Annotated in this window: 20 protein-coding genes; 15 read left to right on the top strand and 5 right to left on the bottom strand. The window is 67.3% G+C overall.

Features of this window, described 5'->3' with window-relative positions; translation table 11 throughout:
• Position 1 precedes the first annotated feature (1 nt).
• From V2L32_RS11415 to V2L32_RS11375, 9 genes are all read left to right on the top strand, one after another.
• Positions 2-439, top strand: coding sequence for a DUF4212 domain-containing protein (locus V2L32_RS11415; RefSeq protein WP_331232495.1), 438 nt, complete (start codon positions 2-4; stop codon positions 437-439).
• Positions 440-477: 38 nt separating this feature from the next.
• Complete coding sequence (locus V2L32_RS11410; RefSeq protein WP_331236604.1) at positions 478-2,163, top strand: sodium:solute symporter family transporter; 1,686 nt, start codon at positions 478-480, stop codon at positions 2,161-2,163.
• A gap of 3 nt (positions 2,164-2,166) precedes the next feature.
• Entirely contained in the window at positions 2,167-2,631 is a 465-nt protein-coding gene (locus V2L32_RS11405) for a universal stress protein (RefSeq protein WP_331232493.1), read from the top strand.
• 125 nt (positions 2,632-2,756) lie between these two features.
• Positions 2,757-2,987, top strand: coding sequence for a hypothetical protein (locus V2L32_RS11400; RefSeq protein WP_331232491.1), 231 nt, complete (start codon positions 2,757-2,759; stop codon positions 2,985-2,987).
• Between the two features lie 103 nt (positions 2,988-3,090).
• Positions 3,091-3,627, top strand: coding sequence for a tRNA (cytidine(56)-2'-O)-methyltransferase (locus tag V2L32_RS11395; protein WP_331232489.1), 537 nt, complete (start codon positions 3,091-3,093; stop codon positions 3,625-3,627).
• A 75-nt stretch (positions 3,628-3,702) separates the two neighbouring features.
• Positions 3,703-4,227 (top strand): transcription factor, encoded by a 525-nt coding sequence (locus V2L32_RS11390; protein ID WP_331232488.1) that lies wholly within the window; start codon positions 3,703-3,705, stop codon positions 4,225-4,227.
• Complete coding sequence (locus V2L32_RS11385) at positions 4,227-4,898, top strand: DUF2110 family protein (protein ID WP_331232487.1); 672 nt, start codon at positions 4,227-4,229, stop codon at positions 4,896-4,898. The genes V2L32_RS11390 and V2L32_RS11385 overlap by 1 nt, the downstream gene beginning before the upstream one ends.
• Entirely contained in the window at positions 4,895-5,656 is a 762-nt protein-coding gene (locus tag V2L32_RS11380; RefSeq protein ID WP_331232486.1) for a DUF5803 family protein, read from the top strand. Before V2L32_RS11385 ends, V2L32_RS11380 begins: the two co-directional genes overlap by 4 nt.
• A 50-nt stretch (positions 5,657-5,706) precedes the next feature.
• Positions 5,707-6,408, top strand: a complete 702-nt coding sequence (locus V2L32_RS11375) for a competence/damage-inducible protein A (protein ID WP_331232485.1) — start codon at positions 5,707-5,709, stop codon at positions 6,406-6,408.
• A gap of 108 nt (positions 6,409-6,516) precedes the next feature.
• Here the strand turns inward: V2L32_RS11375 and V2L32_RS11370 are convergent, their stop codons facing one another.
• Together V2L32_RS11370 and V2L32_RS11365 are read right to left on the bottom strand one after the other, a co-directional pair.
• On the bottom strand, positions 6,517-6,789 hold the full coding sequence (locus tag V2L32_RS11370) for a hypothetical protein (protein ID WP_331232484.1): 273 nt from the start codon (positions 6,787-6,789) through the stop codon (positions 6,517-6,519).
• Positions 6,790-7,067: 278 nt separating this feature from the next.
• Positions 7,068-7,202 carry a hypothetical protein gene (locus tag V2L32_RS11365; protein WP_331232483.1) on the bottom strand — a complete coding sequence of 45 codons (135 nt, stop codon included), beginning with the start codon at positions 7,200-7,202 and terminating at the stop codon, positions 7,068-7,070.
• Positions 7,203-7,303: 101 nt separating this feature from the next.
• On the opposite strand from V2L32_RS11365, the gene V2L32_RS11360 reads away from it, so the two are divergent.
• Complete coding sequence (locus V2L32_RS11360) at positions 7,304-8,371, top strand: ATP-NAD kinase family protein (protein WP_331232482.1); 1,068 nt, start codon at positions 7,304-7,306, stop codon at positions 8,369-8,371.
• 60 nt (positions 8,372-8,431) lie between these two features.
• Positions 8,432-9,463: a phosphate uptake regulator PhoU gene (locus V2L32_RS11355; RefSeq protein WP_331232481.1), complete on the top strand. Its 1,032-nt coding sequence runs from the start codon at positions 8,432-8,434 to the stop codon at positions 9,461-9,463.
• A 22-nt stretch (positions 9,464-9,485) separates the two neighbouring features.
• Here the strand turns inward: V2L32_RS11355 and V2L32_RS11350 are convergent, their stop codons facing one another.
• A complete protein-coding gene (locus V2L32_RS11350) occupies positions 9,486-10,652 on the bottom strand; it encodes an LEA type 2 family protein (protein ID WP_331232480.1) in 1,167 nt (388 codons plus the stop codon).
• Positions 10,653-10,737: 85 nt separating this feature from the next.
• Here V2L32_RS11350 and V2L32_RS11345 point away from each other — a divergent pair, with 85 nt between their 5' ends.
• The 3 genes from V2L32_RS11345 to V2L32_RS11335 all read left to right on the top strand — a co-directional run bounded on the left by V2L32_RS11345 (position 10,738) and on the right by V2L32_RS11335 (position 11,812).
• Complete coding sequence (locus tag V2L32_RS11345) at positions 10,738-10,932, top strand: DUF7525 family protein (RefSeq protein ID WP_331232479.1); 195 nt, start codon at positions 10,738-10,740, stop codon at positions 10,930-10,932.
• 181 nt (positions 10,933-11,113) lie between these two features.
• Positions 11,114-11,338 (top strand): DUF7123 family protein, encoded by a 225-nt coding sequence (locus V2L32_RS11340; protein WP_331232477.1) that lies wholly within the window; start codon positions 11,114-11,116, stop codon positions 11,336-11,338.
• Between the two features lie 39 nt (positions 11,339-11,377).
• On the top strand, positions 11,378-11,812 hold the full coding sequence (locus V2L32_RS11335) for an SRPBCC family protein (RefSeq protein WP_331232475.1): 435 nt from the start codon (positions 11,378-11,380) through the stop codon (positions 11,810-11,812).
• Positions 11,813-12,120: 308 nt separating this feature from the next.
• Here the strand turns inward: V2L32_RS11335 and V2L32_RS11330 are convergent, their stop codons facing one another.
• A complete protein-coding gene (locus V2L32_RS11330) occupies positions 12,121-13,653 on the bottom strand; it encodes an aldehyde dehydrogenase family protein (protein WP_331232473.1) in 1,533 nt (510 codons plus the stop codon).
• A 73-nt stretch (positions 13,654-13,726) separates the two neighbouring features.
• A complete protein-coding gene (locus tag V2L32_RS11325; RefSeq protein WP_331232471.1) occupies positions 13,727-14,524 on the bottom strand; it encodes an RIO1 family regulatory kinase/ATPase domain-containing protein in 798 nt (265 codons plus the stop codon).
• Positions 14,525-14,614: 90 nt separating this feature from the next.
• On the opposite strand from V2L32_RS11325, the gene V2L32_RS11320 reads away from it, so the two are divergent.
• Entirely contained in the window at positions 14,615-15,757 is a 1,143-nt protein-coding gene (locus V2L32_RS11320) for an acyl-CoA dehydrogenase family protein (RefSeq protein WP_331232469.1), read from the top strand.
• The last annotated feature ends 31 nt before the right edge of the window (positions 15,758-15,788 follow it).

Here is a 15,788-nt window from a genome sequence, read left to right as displayed (position 1 = left end):
GATGACGGCCGAGACCGACCCGGACGAGGAGGTGGCGACCGACGGCGGGCTCTCGGACGTCCAGCGAGAGCGCCAGATCGACTACCTCGACGTGGAGATCAACCTGCTGAAGCCCGCGACGCCGTTCATGCGCGATCACAACCGGGCGATCCTGACCGGCTTCGTCGCCTGGGCGATCATCGTCTTCGGACCGATCACGGCGACGCGGATCGCCCCCGACCTGATGACACAGAGCATGCCGGTGCTCGGCTTCCCGCTTCACTACTTCCTGATCGCGATCGGTGCGCCGACCGGCGCGCTGTTGCTCTCGGTCTGGTACGCCCGAAAACGCGACAAGATCGACGAGAAGTACGGTATCGAGCAGATGGCGGCGCCCGAACCCGAGGGTGCCGACGCCGCCGAGGGCGCGGCGGCCACTGACGGGGGTGTCGACGAGTGAGCGAGTTCGTGCTCGCGGCCGTCGAGGCGGCACCAGCGATGGCCGACGCGCTGGCGCCGCTGCAGGCCGACGAGGAGCTCCTCCCGGAGGGTCTCGACGTCTCGTTCAAGCTCCTCCCGGCGCTGCTGGTCGTCGGGATGATGGTGCTCTTTCTCGGCGCCGGCGTCTTCTACAAGGTCGCCGACACGGCGGACATGTGGGTCGCCGGTCGGTCGATCGGCAACCTCGAGAACGGGATGGCGATCGGCGCCAACTGGATGAGCGCGGCGAGCTACCTGGGGATGGCGGCGCTGATCGCGCTCTCGGGCGTCTACGGCCTGGCGTTCGTCGTCGGCTGGACGACCGGCTACTTCGTGTTGCTGATCTTCATGGCCGCGCAGATGCGGCGGTTCGGCAAGTACACCGCACCGGACTTCGTCGGCGACCGCTTCAACTCGGACACCGCGCGGGCGCTCGCGGCGATCACGACGTTCCTGATCGGATTCGTCTACGCGCTCGGGCAGGCCCGCGGCATGGGGCTCGTGGGACTGTACATCCTCGGCGACTGGTCGGCGCTCACCGGCGGCCTGTTCAGCGGCTACCAGGTGATGATGATCCTGTTCATGATCATCACGATCGGCTACCTGGCGCTGTCGGGGATGCTCGGTGCGACCAAGACGATGGTCCTGCAGTACGTCATCCTCATCGGCGCGTTCCTCTTCGGCCTGCTCGCGACCGGCTGGGTCGGCGGCTACTCGACGGTGGCCCCGCAGATCGAGTACGGGATGCTGATCAACGACCTCGCCGCGGAGTTCTCCGATCCGTTCGCCGGCGGCAGCTACTACCTCTGGGTAGCGACCTGTTTCAGCCTCGTCTTCGGGACCTGTGGGCTCCCACACGTGCTGGTCAGGTTCTACACGGTCCAGAACGAGCGGATCGCCCGCTGGTCGTGCACCTGGGGGCTCTTCTTCATCTGTGTGCTCTACCTCTCCGCGCCCGCCTACGCCGCCTTCGGCACCGACCTCTACAGCCAGGAGATCGGCGACGCCTTCGGCGACCCGGGGATGAGCGACGCGGCGGCCGACGTCATCGTCGTGCTGGCGACGCAGCTCGCGGGGATGCCGGATTGGTTCGTCGGGATCGTCGCGGCGGGCGGGATCGCGGCGGCGATGGCGACGACCGCCGGGCTGTTCATCGCCGGCTCCTCGGCGATCTCCCACGACATCTACGCGAACATCGTCAACCCAGAGGCGACCCAGCGCCAGCAGGTCCTCGTGGGCCGGCTCTCGATCATCGCCCTCGGCGTGCTGACGATGATCTTCTCGCTCGACCCGACGGCGCCGATCGCCGCGCTCGTCTCCTTCGCGTTCTCGCTCGCGGCGATCGTGCTGTTCCCGATGTTCTTCCTCGGGCTCTGGTGGGAGAACACCAACCGGCCGGGGGCGCTCGCCGGTATGACGACGGGGCTCGTCGTCTGGCTGATCCCAATGTTCAACGAGGGACACTTCGGCCCCGGGTTCGGCATCGAGTTCCTCGCGACGTGGATGCCGGCGATCGGATCGGGCCTCGTCGGCGTGCCGATCGTCTTCGCCGTCACGATCCTCGTCTCGCTGGTCACCGACGACCCTCCGCTGCGGACGAAGCAGATGGTCCGGCAGTGTCACAGCCCCGACCCGATGCCAAGAGACATGACCGCGGCCGACGTGGTCGCACAGAAGAACGGTAACGCGCCGACCGACGACTGAACCATGTACGAACGAATACTCGTTCCGACGGACGGAAGCAGGGTCGCGGAGGTCGCCGTCGATCACGCGCTCTCGCTGGCCGAACAGTACGGTGCGGAGGTACACGCGCTCTACGTCGCCGACACCGACGCGATCGCCTACAGCCTCGGCACCGAACAGCTCGACCGGATCGAACAGGGCAACTTCCAGGGAATGACCGACCTCAGGCGGGACGCCGAGGAGGCGACGGGGCACGTGAAAGAGCGTGCCGAGGAACTCGGGCTGACCGTCGCCGAGCGTCACGCCGGGGGCCGCCCGCACAGGGTGATCGCCGACTACGCCGAGGAGAAGGGGATCGACCTCGTCGTGATGGGCAGTCACGGGCGCTCGGGCGTGCGCCGTGCGCTGCTCGGGAGCGTCACCGAGCGGACGTTGCGCTCGACGCACGTCCCCGTGCTCGTAGTCGACTACGTCGACGACGGGGACTGACACGGACCGCTGTCAGTCATTTCCGGCGCAACCACAACCTGCATTCGGTTGCACCGGTAAACGGTTACAGCGATCCGTACGAAACCCCCGACACAGTCCCCACCGGGGACGACCACACCAACCACATGAGCAAACTCGACCCCCTCCGAGAGCACGTCAGCGAGCACAGGACCGGGATGGTCCACGACCTGCTGTTCGCGCTCGCCTGGGTCGGCCTCGTCTCGTTGCTCTTCGAGTTCGTCTTCGTGAGCGCGCCGACCTGGGTGTTCTACATGTTCATGCTCGCGGGGATCCCGGCGTATCTCGGCTTCTTCACCTCACTCGAGATGGCGAAGCGGTCGGAACGCGAGCGGTAGTCGACCCGTCGGACCGATCCGGTCGATGCCGGGGCTCCGACGGACGTCGTGGAGCCGACGCGGGAAACGAAACCGCCTAACCCGGCGGCCTGAACCCTCGTGTATGAACGGATCGCCGGAGCTGTGTGTGCTCAGGTTGGGCCACCGACCCGGCCGCGACGAGCGGATGACGACGCACGTCGGCCTCACCGCGCGCGCACTCGGCGCGGATCGGGTGGTCGTCGCGGGCGGCGTCTCGGGCGCGGTCGAGACGGTCGAGGAGGTAACCACACGGTTCGGCGGCCCCTTCTCTGCCGAACTGACCGACGAGCCACGCACGTTCCTTCGGGACTGGGAGGGCCGGATCGTCCACCTCACGATGTACGGCCTCCCGGTGCAGGAGGTTGAGGGCGAGATCCGCGAGGCACACGAGGAGGAGCCGCTGCTCGTCGTCGTCGGCGCGGAGAAGGTGCCGTTCGACGTCTACGAGGCCGCCGACTGGAACGTCGGGGTCACGAATCAGCCCCACTCGGAGGTCGCCGGGCTGGCGGTCTTCCTGGACCGACTGTTCGAGGGACGGGAGTTAGACCGGGAGTGGGCCGGTGCGACCCACCGGGTCGTACCCAGGAAAACGGGAAAGCGGGTCGAACGCGAAGAGTGACGTCGCTTGTACTCCGGGCCGTAAACCGCTCGACCGAGAAAAAGACTTAACGCGACGACGCCGGTAGGGAGGGTAATGGCCTTCGAGGACCTCTTGTCCGACCCCGTCATCCAGAAGTACCTCCACGAGCTGGTCGGCCCGACGGGGATGCCCGTCGCCGCCGCCCCGCCCGACGGCGAGGTGACCGACGAGGAGCTCGCGGAGCGGCTGAACCTGGAGCTCAACGACGTTCGCCGCGCGCTGTTCATCCTCTACGAGAACGACCTGGCGAGCTACCGCCGACTCCGCGACGAGGACTCGGGCTGGCTCACCTACCTCTGGACGTTCGAGTACGAGAAGATCCCGAAGAACCTCGCGGAGGAGATGGAGCGGCTGCTCGTCACGCTCGAGGCCCGCGAGTCCTACGAGCGCGACCACGAGTTCTACCTCTGTGAGATCTGCTCGATCCGCTTCGAGTTCGGCGAGGCGATGGACTTCGGCTTCGAGTGTCCGGAGTGTGCCTCCCCACTGGAATCGATGGAGAACGACTACCTCGTCGACGCGATGGAGCGTCGGATCGGGGAGCTTCGCGACGAGCTGAACGTCGAAGCGACCACATAATGGTCGTCCTCGCGACCAAGGTGACCGTCCACGGCGAGGCGCGGAGACGGGCGCTCGACGGGCTCGGCTCGCTCGTCGCCGACTCGATCGGCGATCTGGAGGTGAGCTACGAGATCGGGGTGCGTCACGACGAGTTCCCGACGGTGACGGTCACGGGCGAGGACAGTGTGGTGGCGAGAAACGTCCTGCGCGAGCGGTGGGGCGAGATCTCGGAGGGGTTCGAAGAGGGCGAGACGTACGTCGGAACGCTCGAGTCCTGGGACGAGGACGGGTTCGTCCTCGATTCAGGTACCGAGATCGAGATCCCGACCGACGAACTCGGCCTCGGTCCGGGGAGTCCCGAGCGGCTGGTCGAACGGTTCGGTCTCGTCCAGCATCTCCCTCTGAGGTTCGTCTGGGACGACCCGCCACGGCTCGCCGACGAGGAGCGAGATCGGCTCTTCGAGTGGACCCGCGGCACCGGCCGGGTGAACGTGAACAACGCCACCAGAGGGCAGGTGCGGGCGACGGTGAACCGTGCGGGTCACGCCCAGGACATCGTCACGGTCGAGCGCCTCGGCCTGCTCGAACAGAGCGTGATCTGCCGAGAGGGAACCGACCCCCCGGGGCTGCTCGCGGCGATCGGACACCACCTCCCCTCCGAACTCCGGTGTGTGATACCGCAGTCATGAACCGTCGGCTCACGGCCACGCTCGCGGTCGCCGTCCTACTCATCCTCTCGGGGTGTGCGGGTCTCGGCTCGACCACCAGCGAGGACGGACTGGCCGCGGAGCCGACCGAGGAGTACCCCTGGGAGAGCGACCGGGACGGGACGATCGTGATCGGTGACGGGGAGTACCGCGCGGTGTATCGAGTAGAGAACCAGTCGACGGTGTTGCTCTACCAGTCGACGCGCTACGGCGACGACCGGCCGATCCCCGTCGAGTCGATCCGGTTCCAGTACGAGGACGGCACGGTCGTCGACTACGACTCCGGCGAGATCGAGGTCGACGAGAGCCGGACGGCGGTGACGGTCGAGCTCCCCGCCGAGGACGGCAAACTCGCCTACACCGGGAGCACCCGCTCGCGGAACTTCGACACTCGGACCGTGGTCCCCGGCTCCTACGAGGTGGTCCTCCCGCCGGGCTACCGTGCCGATAACTTCATTCTCGGGACGATCAGGCCGGGCGGCTACGAGCAGACGATCGAAGACGACCGGGTCCACCTTACCTGGGAGGAGGTCGGATCGAGCACGATCAGCCTGCGTTACTACCAGGAGCGCGACGTCACCCTGTTCACCGGGCTGGTCGTCGTCGCCTCGGCCGGGGCGCTGATCGCGCTCGCCCGTGTCAGAAAGCAGATCAAGGAGCTCCAGAGAAAGCGCGAGGAAGCCGGGCTCGACATCGACATCGAGGACGACCGGGACGACCCGCCGCCGGGAATGCGGTAGCGAGGGGACGCCGTCGGCGCGCTTTTCTCCCGACCGCTCGAAGCGGGGGTATGAAGGTCGCAGTCGTCGCCATCGGCGACGAGATCCTCGCCGGGGACACGCTGAACACGAACGCGAACTGGCTCGCGGGCAGGCTGGGTGCGCGAGGCGTTCGCGTCGAGCGGATGACCGTGATCCCCGACCGGATCGACGAGATCGCGGCCGTGGTCGGGGAGTACGCCGAACGGTACGACGCGGTGCTCACCACCGGGGGGCTGGGACCGACCCATGACGACCTGACGATGGAGGGCGTCGCCGCCGCCTTCGGCATCGAGGTCGAAGAGAACGAAGAGGCGCTCCGTTGGCTCACCGAGGAGGGCGGCTACGCCAGAGACGACCTGACGACGGGCACCGCGGACCTCCCCGCGGACGCGCGCCCGCTCCACAACGACGCGGGCGTCGCGCCGGGCGCGGTGGTGGAGAACGTCTACGTGCTGCCCGGCGTGCCCTCGGAGATGGAGGCGATGTTCGAGTCGATCGAGGCGGAGTTCGAGGGCGAGGCCACCTACAGCCGGAGCGTCGTGACGAGCGAACCGGAGAGCGGGCTCCTCGATCGGATCGAGGAGGTACGCGAGCGCTTCGACGTGGCGATCGGGAGCTACCCCTCCGAGACGGTTCGACTGAAGGTCTCGGGGACCGACGAGGCGGCGGTCGAGGCGGCGGTCGACTGGCTGGTCGAACGGGTCGACGTGGTCGAGGAGCCGGAGGAGTGACCGCTCGTCGGGTCGCAGTAGGGTCTCGCGGAGGGTTCACCGGGCGCCTCGGCGATTCTCCAGTCGAGATAACCGATCGCTACCCGGAGTTCGTCTCTCGGACCGACCTCACACCCCTCGTCGGCTCCAGAGGAAGATCGCGAGGACGACGAGAGCGAGGACGGCGAACGCGGACCACTGGCCGATCTCGGTGTCCGCGATCGGTGCCAAGAGGTCGACCACGCCCGTCAGCTGTAAGAGCGCGAGCGCCACCAGAACCACCGCGAGGATCGAGATCACGCCGATCGACGCCCACTCCTTGGCCATCCACGTGGCCTCGCGTTCCGCCTGCTCCTCGCTCGTCGTGGGCTCTTCGACCGCCTCTTCGTCCGGTTCCTCCATTCTCGTCCCTCGTGAGAAGAGGGTGCCAGCAGGGTAATAGATTCCCTGCCTGCTGAACGGACTGGCCGGGAGCGCCCGGCGAGTTCCCGCGTGTTCTCCGTCCGGTCGCTCCCCGGGGAGTGTGGTGTCTCGGATCGGTACCGAACGTCGGTCGAGGGTGGTCGGTGTCCTCGGCGCAGGCGGTCGAATCAGCGACCACGACGGGAGACGAGCGCCCTCTCGAGACCGCCCGACGGACCGGCCAGCTACCGACCGGGACCGTCCGACGCGGTTCGTTTCTACCGGTAGAGGTACGCGACCCACGCGAGGGTGATCGCCACCGAGAGCAGGAGAACGAGGCCGGCGACGAGTTCGATCGGGTAGGTCTCGTGCTGGGCGAGCGGGATGGCGTGGCCGGCGAGCGTCGGGATCATGGTTCCCCCTCTAGATCGGGGCGTCTTAACCGTTCCCGAGTCGACGCGGCGAGGGGGACCGACACCGGACGGACTTTCACCGCTCCGACCGAAGCCCGCCCATGCGACGACTCGGGTTCGTCCTCAATCCGATCGCCGGGATGGGCGGCCGCGTGGGGCTCAAGGGAACCGACGGTGTGGTCGAGGAGGCACGCGAACTCGGTGCGGAGCCGCGCGCACCCGAACGGGCGGTCGACGCGCTCTCCGCGCTGGGCGAGCGAGCGCCGGAGACGCACATCCTGACCTGCGGCCCGCCGATGGGCGAGGAGGAGGCGAGCGAGGCGGGGTTCGAGCCGGAGGTCGTCTACGATCCCCCGGAAACGGAGACCGGGGCGACGGACACCCGCGAGGGGGTACGCGCGTTCGTCGAGGCGGACGTCGACCTGATCCTCTTCGCCGGGGGCGACGGCACCGCGACCGACGTTGCCGAGACGCTCTCCGAACTCGACGTCGACACCCCGATCCTGGGGATCCCCGCGGGGGTGAAGATCTACTCGGAGGTCTTCGGCGTCACGCCCAAGGACGCGGGACGGGTCGCCGCCGACTTCGACTCCACCGAGGTGCGAGAGGTCTCCGACATCGACGAGGAGGCCTACCGCGAGGGCGAGGTCAGATCGACCCTGCGCGCTCTGGCGCACGTCCCCGTCGCGGAGGAGATGCAGTCGGGCAAACAGCTCTCGGGGGGCTCGGTCGAGAGTCTCGCCGAGGGCGTCGCGGAGGACGTCCGCGAGGGGACGACCTACGTCCTCGCGCCGGGTGGAACCCTGGGGACGATCAAGGAGACGCTGGGCTTTTCGGGGTCGCCGCTCGGCGTCGACGTCTGGCGCGACGGCGAGGTCCTGGCTCGGGACGCGAGCGAGGCGGAGATCCTCGAGTCGCTCGGCGAGGAGAACGTGATCGTCGTCTCGCCGATCGGTGGGCAGGGGTTCGTCTTCGGACGGGGCAACCACCAGCTCTCGCCGGAGGTGATCCGACGCTGCGAGGTCGAGGTCGTCGCCTCCCGATCGAAGCTCGACACGATCGGTGTCCTGCGCGCGGACACGGGTGATCCGGCGCTCGACGAGGAACTCCGCGGCTGGTGGCGGGTCAGGGTAGGGAGGTTCGAGCGCCGGATGGTCCAGCTGGTGTGACGGTGATATATTAAGATCGGAGAGTGAACCTTAAGGTCATGTAAAGGCTACCGCTCGCGTATGGATACGAGAAAGGTGCAGCGTCTCGGGCCGTCGACGCTCGCGATGACGCTGCCGGCGGACTGGGCGAAAGAACACGGCGTCGAGAAGGGTGACGAGGTGACGCTCCGCCGGGGTGGGAAGGGGACCCTGACCGTGATGCCCGAGTCGGCCCAGACCGAGGACGTCGAGGCGATCATCCACGCCGACGACCTCGACGCCGACTCGCTCGAACGCGCGATCATCGCCCAATACGTCCTCGGGCGTCGCGTGATCTACGTCGAGTGCCACGACGGGGCGCTGCCCTCAGAGCACATCAACGCGATCTACCGGGCGGAGACACAGCTGATGGGCCTCGGCGTGATCGAGGAGACCCCCGAGCGGATCTCGATCCGGTGTTCGGTCGACCCGGAGGACTTCACGCTCGACAACCTCCTCGAACGCCTCGAGAACACGGGCAGTACGATGCGCGAGGAGGCGGTCAAGGCGCTCGCCCACGGCAACCCCGAGGTCGCCCAGCGCGCGCTCAACCGCGAACGCCAGGCGAACAAGATCTTCGTCTTGCTCCTGCGCCTGATCTTCACCGCCTACCAGAACCCGAACCTCGCACGCGCGGTCGGCCTCGATTCGGGCTTCCCGCTGATCGGCTACCGTTCGATCGCGAAGAACCTCGAGCTCACCGCGGACAACGCCGAGGACATCGCGGAGATCGTCCTCGAGACCGAGGGCCACACGCTCAACGTCGACTCGGCGACGATGCGTCGGATCCGCGAGTTCACCGACCAGGTCGACGAGATCACACGTCTCGCGGTCGAGTCGGCGGTCGCCCGCGACTACGACATGACGATCGAGGTGCGCGGGCTCTTCCACGAGATCAGCGACCGCGAGGACGAGATCCTCGCGGACCTCCCCGAGATGGACAACGAGGACCTTCTCCGCGTCCGGGAGGTACTGGTCAGCCTCCAGCAGACCGCCCAGTACGCGATGCGAAACGCCGAGATCGCGGCGAACCTCTCGCTCAACGAGGAGTCCGAGCACGTCACGATCGTCTGATCCGTTCTCGCTCTCCCCGGGATCAGAGCGGGAGGACACCGTCGTCGATCTCGTCCTCGCCGGTCGCTCCCTCGTCACTTCCCTCACCCGTCTGCCCGTCGTCACCCGTTCGTTCCTCGCTCGCGGAGTCGTCACCCCTCTCGTCGTCCGCCCGATCGTCGTCTCCGTCCTCGGACGTCACCTCCCTCCCGTCGTCTCCGCCTCCGTCGTCCGACCCGTGGGAGAGACCCTCGTCGAAGATATCGGTCTCGACCGTCTCCTCGTAGGTCAGCGTGTCGAGCGGGACGGTGACCTCGCCGCCGCCGAGCGCCGAGAGGTCGATCACGGCGTAAAACTCGATCCGGAGCTCGGAGACCTGGTGGCCGTTTCGCTCCCCGTCGAGGTGGCTGACCCACCACTCGTCGAGGCTCTCGGTCTTCATCTCGGTCAGCAGGTCGACCTCCTCGGTCTCCTCGCTCCCGATAACGTGTGTCTCCTCGACGGCTCCCTCGCCAACGGTCACCTCGTTCATCGTGATCTCGTAGCCAAGTTCGGAGACGACGATCGGGTAGGCCTGCGGATTGTAGACGAGAAACCCCATCTCAATCGGGGTCGCACCGTCCCGCACCTCGCCCCACTCCGCGCTCGTCTCGTTGACGTAGGCGACCGGGTCGGAGAGGAGCGGGCTGTCTGCCTCGACCGGCCGCGGCTCGGTCGAGTCGAACGACCCGATGAGATCCGTCTCGATCTCCCGCTCGACCGTCGGCGTCCCCGCCGAGCGGTCGAGGCGCGAGGAGTAGACGTCGGCGTGTATCGAGAGCGTCGTCCGTTCGCCCGCCTCGACGTGCGAGACCCACCACTCGGGGATCCGCTCGTTCTCGAGGGACGTCTCGAACTCGGTGATCGTCGTTCCCCGCTCCAGCCCCAGTCCCTCCCTGCTCCCGCTCGCCATCGAGATCTCGTTCATCCGGATCCCGTACTCGAGGGTGAGATCGCCGGACCCGAGGCCGATCGGGTTCGGGTTCTCGACGATTAGGTCGCTCTCGACGGTCGTCTCCTCTGCCGTGACGGGGCCGAACGTGTTCTCGACGCCGACGACCGACGGGCTCCCGACGAGACCCAGTGCCGCCGCGCCGATCGTCCCCACGAACAGCGCCGTCACGATCGCGATAGCGAGCGACTTCCTCCCGAGGACGGAGAGAACGCTCATCGGCCGATCCAGCCCGCGTTCGAGGATAAGCCTTCTCGCCGGGTGCATCCGCATGAACTAAGCCCGCCGGCCGGGAAGGCCGGGCATGGCAACCCACACGGAGGTCACCTCGGACCGGGCGATCGGCTACGCGATGCTCTTCGGCGTCCTCGGCGTCGTCGGCTCCGCGTTGCTGTTCGTCGCCCCGTTCGGCCCCGGCGACCTCGTCGGCGCGGGCGGGTTCGCGCTCGCGATGATCGCGGGGCTCGCGCTCGTCGTCGCGGTGCAGGTGTACGACTGATGAGGACGGTCGTAACTGGTTTCCGGTGATCGCCAGCACGGATCGGCGACCATCGGTACGAGACTACGTCCGTCTCTATGACGGCGGCCCGACCGACCGCCGTCGGTCACGACGGTGCAGGATCGGACCTCGTGCGGCTACCGGGAAATCGTTAAGGCCGAACGGCCCCTACCTTCTACCGATGAGCGACCTCGCGACGGACGACGAACGGATCCTGCGCTATCTCCGCGACAGCGCCTCCGCCGGAAAGGAGTACTTCCGAGCGAAGAACATCGCCGAGGCGCTCGGGCTCTCGTCGAAGCAGGTCGGCGCCCGCCTGCCGCGGCTCGCAGAGGAGTCGGAGGAGGTCGAGATCGAGAAGTGGTCGCGCGCCCGGTCGACGACCTGGCGCGTGACCTGCCCGTAGCTTCGGCGTGCTTTTCTCCCTGTAGCCGAAGGCACGGGCATGACTGTTCGGGTCGAACGGCAGTTCGCGCTCGCGGCCGAGCCGGAGGAGGTCTGGGCGTTCATCTCCGATCCCGAGAAACGCGCCGGGGCGATCAGCGTCGTCGACGAGTTCGAACTCCGGAGCGAGGACGGCCGGGAGGCGACCTGGCACGTCTCGCTTCCGATCCCGATGGTGCGTCGTACCGTCCGCGTCGACACCCGCGACGTGACGCGCGAACCGCCGACGTACGTCGAGTTTACCGGCACGTCGAAGGTGATGAACGTCGTCGGCAAACACCGGATCGAGGAGCGCGACGAGGGGTGTGTCCTGATCAACGAGTTCGTCGTCGACGGGAAGCTCCCCGGGGTCGAGCGATTCTTCAAGCGGAACCTCGACGGCGAACTCGAGAACCTGGAGCGGGCGCTCCGAGACGACCTGCACGCGGACGGCTGATCGAGGTGTGCGGGGGAGTCTCTCGGGCGATCCAGGACACATCATTTAAATAGGAGCGGTGCGGACGATAGGCTGCCGGAGTTGGCGCTTTTCTCGTCAATGCCGGTAAACAAAACCCGTCGCCGCGCCCACGCGGAGGACCTCAGGACGGTCCTCCCACACCGCTCCACCGCTTTCGGACCGACCCCGTGAACCCCGAGAGAGTTCTTCGTCCTCGGTCACTCACGCGATGAGGGGAGGGCCCTCACACGCCGCGTTCGCCTCCACGGTCGGACGTAGAGTCCGACCGAGCCGCCGGGCCCGCCCGATCAGTCCTGGCTCGTCTTGATCTCGGCGGAGAGCCCCTGAGCCATCTGGATCTCCTTCGAGTTGTTGAGCGTCCACGCGGTGCGCTCGGTGACCGCCTCGATCACCTCGCGGGCGCTCGGGTAGCCGTTACCGCTCTTTTTCACGCCGCCGAACGGGAGCTGGACCTCCGCGCCGATACAGGGAAGGTTACCGTAGGAGAGGCCAACCTCGGCGTTGTCGCGGTAGTAGTTGATCTGCCGGTAGTCCTCCGAGACGATCGCCCCCGCGAGCCCGTAGGGCGTGTCGTTGTGGATCTCGACGGCCTCCTCGATGTCGCCGTCGTACTCGACGAGCGCGACGTGCGGGCCGAAACACTCCTCTTTCAGACACCGGAGGTCGCTGTCGTACTCGACCTCGTATACGAACGGCCCGACCCAGTTGCCCTCCTCGTGACCGTCGGGTATCTCCTCCTCGTCTAGCTCGAACCGGTCGACGAGCACCGTCGCGCCCTCCTTCTCCGCGAGTTCGTTGTGCTTTCCGATCTTCTCGACGTGGGCGGGCTCGATCGCCGGGCCCATGAAGGTGCCCTCGTCGAGCGGATCGCCGACCGAGACGTTCTCGGCCATCTCGACGAAGCGCTCTTTGAACTCGTCATACAGGTCAGAGTGGACAATCAGGCGCTCGGAGGAGACACAGCGCTGGCCGGTGGTTTTGAAACTCGACATCACCGCCGAGTGGAGCGCGATCTCCATGTCGGCGTGGTCGGTGACGACGATGCCGTTCTTCCCGCCCATCTCGCAGGCGGCGAGTTTTCCGGCTTCTGCGCCGACCTTCCCGCTGATCTCGTGGCCGACCTCGGCGCTCCCGGTGAACAGGACGGTGTCGACCCGCTCGTCGTCGACGATCGCCGCACCGGCGTCGCCGAAGCCCTGGACCATGTTGAACACCCCGTCAGGTATGCCCGCGTCCTCGAACATCTCCGCGATGATCTGGCCGCACCACGGCGTCTGTTCGGCGGGCTTCCACACGACGGTGTTGCCCTCGACGAGCGAGACCGCCATGTGCCAGAACGGGATGGCTACTGGGAAGTTCCACGGCGTGATGCAGCCGATCACGCCACGGGGTTTCCGCCGCATGTAGGCGTCCTTCGCGCCGATCTCCGAGGGGACGACGTCGCCTTTCGGGTGGCGGGCGTCGCCGGCGGCCCACTCGACCATGTGGTAGGCCTCGACGACGTCCGCACGGCCCTCGGAGATCTCCTTGCCGCACTCCTTGGTGACGATCTCGGCGAGTTCGTCGGTGCGCTCCCTGAGTTCGTGGTAGATCTCCCAGAGGTACTCCGCGCGGTCGATGTGCGAGAGGGCCCGCCACTCCTCTTTCGCGTCGTCGGCGGCGGCGAGCGCGCGGTCGACGTCGCTCTCGGTGGCGCGTCGGAACTCGCGTAGAGTTTCCCCGGTCGCCGGGTTGTGACTCTCGAACGTCTCTTCGCCGTCGCCGTCGGTCCATTCGCCCGCGATGTAGTGTTTCGCGACCTGCTGTTGCTGTTGGCTCATACTCCCTTCGAACTTCGCGAGCCGAGGTGAAAAAGGTACGTTCGTCGGCCCGACACGGCGTCACCGGGGGGAATCAACTCGCGCGTTTCTCGATCTCGCCTTTCACGCGCGCGGCGTCGAAGTCGTGGTCGGGTCTGAGGTTCACGAGGTCGACGAACTCGCGGGCGGCGAGGACGTCCTCGACCGTGTAGCGCTCCAGCGCGAGCGTCACCGCCCGCTTCGACCCGAGGACGGGCGAGAGCACCGACAGCGCGCAGGCGACGTCGTAGGCGCGGGCCGCCCGCATCCCGTCCGAGCGCACGTTCGTCACGTCGATGACGTAGAGTTCGCCGTCACAGACGAGCACGTTCTCGTCCCGGAGGTCGCCGTGGGCGAGGCCGTTCTCGTGCATCGTCGAGAGCAGGTCGAACAGCTCCGGGGCGAGGCGTCCGACCTCCCCGGCTCCGAGTTCGTCGAAGGTACGAAAGTCGGGGAGGTACTCGAGGACGAGCACTCCAAGATCGCCGACGGCGAACGACTCGATCGGCTGCGGGACGTTGACGCCGATCGATCGGAGCCGCTCGGTCGCCTCCAGTTCGTGGCTGGCCATCTCGACGGGGCCGTCGTAGCGCTCGAAGAAGCCCTCCTCGCCGCGGGAGAAGACGCCGGCGTTTCGGGCGCCCGTGAACAGCGCGTGGACGAGCGCGTTCTGCGGGCTGATCACCTTCACGAACCACTCCCGGTCGACGACACACGGCGTCGAGAGCCAGTTCTCTGCCTCGAGGAACTCCACTCTGACCCCCTCGCGGTCGTAGCGGCGGGCGATCTCCCGGCCGACCCGTTCGAGTCGCGACCACTCGACCTGCCCTCGAACCAGTCGGCGTAGCTCCATTCGGCTACGGAGAGGTCCCGCGCGGTTATAGGTCTCATGACCGCGGCGCGAAGTGGAAACCTTCATTCGGCTATCGACAAACCGTGCGGTATGGAGTTCGACCTGCCCGCCGAACACCGGATGATCCAGGGGACGGTCCGCGAGTTCTGCGAGGAGGAGATCGCGCCGATCGCCCAGGAGCTAGAGGACGAGCACCGCTATCCCGCCGAGGAGTTCGACGAACTCGCGGCACTCGACGTGATGGGCGTGCCGATCGCCGAGGGTTACGGCGGTCTCGGCGGCGACCAGCTCATGTACGCGGTCGTCACCGAGGAGCTGGGTCGGGTTTCGGGCTCGATCGGGCTCTCCTACGCCGCCCACGTCAGCCTCGCCTCGAAGCCGATCGAGCTGTTCGGCACCGAGGAGCAGAAAGAGCGCTGGCTTCGCCCGCTCGCGACCGGCGAGGAGATCGGCGCGTGGGCGCTCACCGAACCCGGCTCCGGTTCGGACGCCTCCGGGATGTCGACCACCGCCGTGAAAGACGGCGACGAGTGGGTGCTCGACGGTACCAAGCAGTTCATCACGAACGCGAGCGAGGCCGGATCGGTGCTCGTGAAGGCAGTCACCGACACCGACGCGGGCTACGACGGCATCTCCACCTTCATCGTCGATCCCAGGGAGGACGACGGCTTCGAGGTGACGACGGTCTGGGAGAAGATGGGGCTCAACGCCTCTCCCACCTGCGAGATCGCGCTCGACGACGTCAGACTTCCCGATGACCGGCTGCTCGGCGAGGTCGGCGACGGCTGGCCACAGACGATGAAGACGCTCGACGGGGGGCGGATCTCGATCGCGGCGCTCTCGACCGGCCTCGCGCAGGGGGCCTACGAGGCGGCCAAGGAGTACGCGACGGAGCGAGAGCAGTTCGGCAAACCGATCTCGAAGTTCGACGCGGTCCGGGACATGATCGTCGGGATGGACCGGAAGACCGAGCGCGCACGGCTGCTCACACAGAAGGCCGCGACGACCTACGACGCGGGCGAGGACGTCACCCGACTGAGCGCGCTGGCGAAGCTCGACGCCTCGGAGGCCGCCCGGGAGGTCGCCGAGGACGCCGTACAAGTGTTGGGGGGCTACGGCTACACGACCGACTTCGCCCCACAGCGCTTTTACCGCGACGCGAAGCTGATGGAGATCGGCGAAGGCACCAGCGAGATCCAGCACCTCGTGATCGGGCGCGAACTCGGGCTCTGACCGGCCTTCGGGATCGCCCGGATCGAGCCGA

Source organism: Halalkalicoccus sp. CGA53 (assembly GCF_036429475.1).
Lineage (GTDB): Archaea > Halobacteriota > Halobacteria > Halobacteriales > Halalkalicoccaceae > Natronorarus > Natronorarus salvus.
Note: the sequence above shows the minus strand (reverse complement) of the source record. Positions and strands in the feature narration are given on the sequence as shown.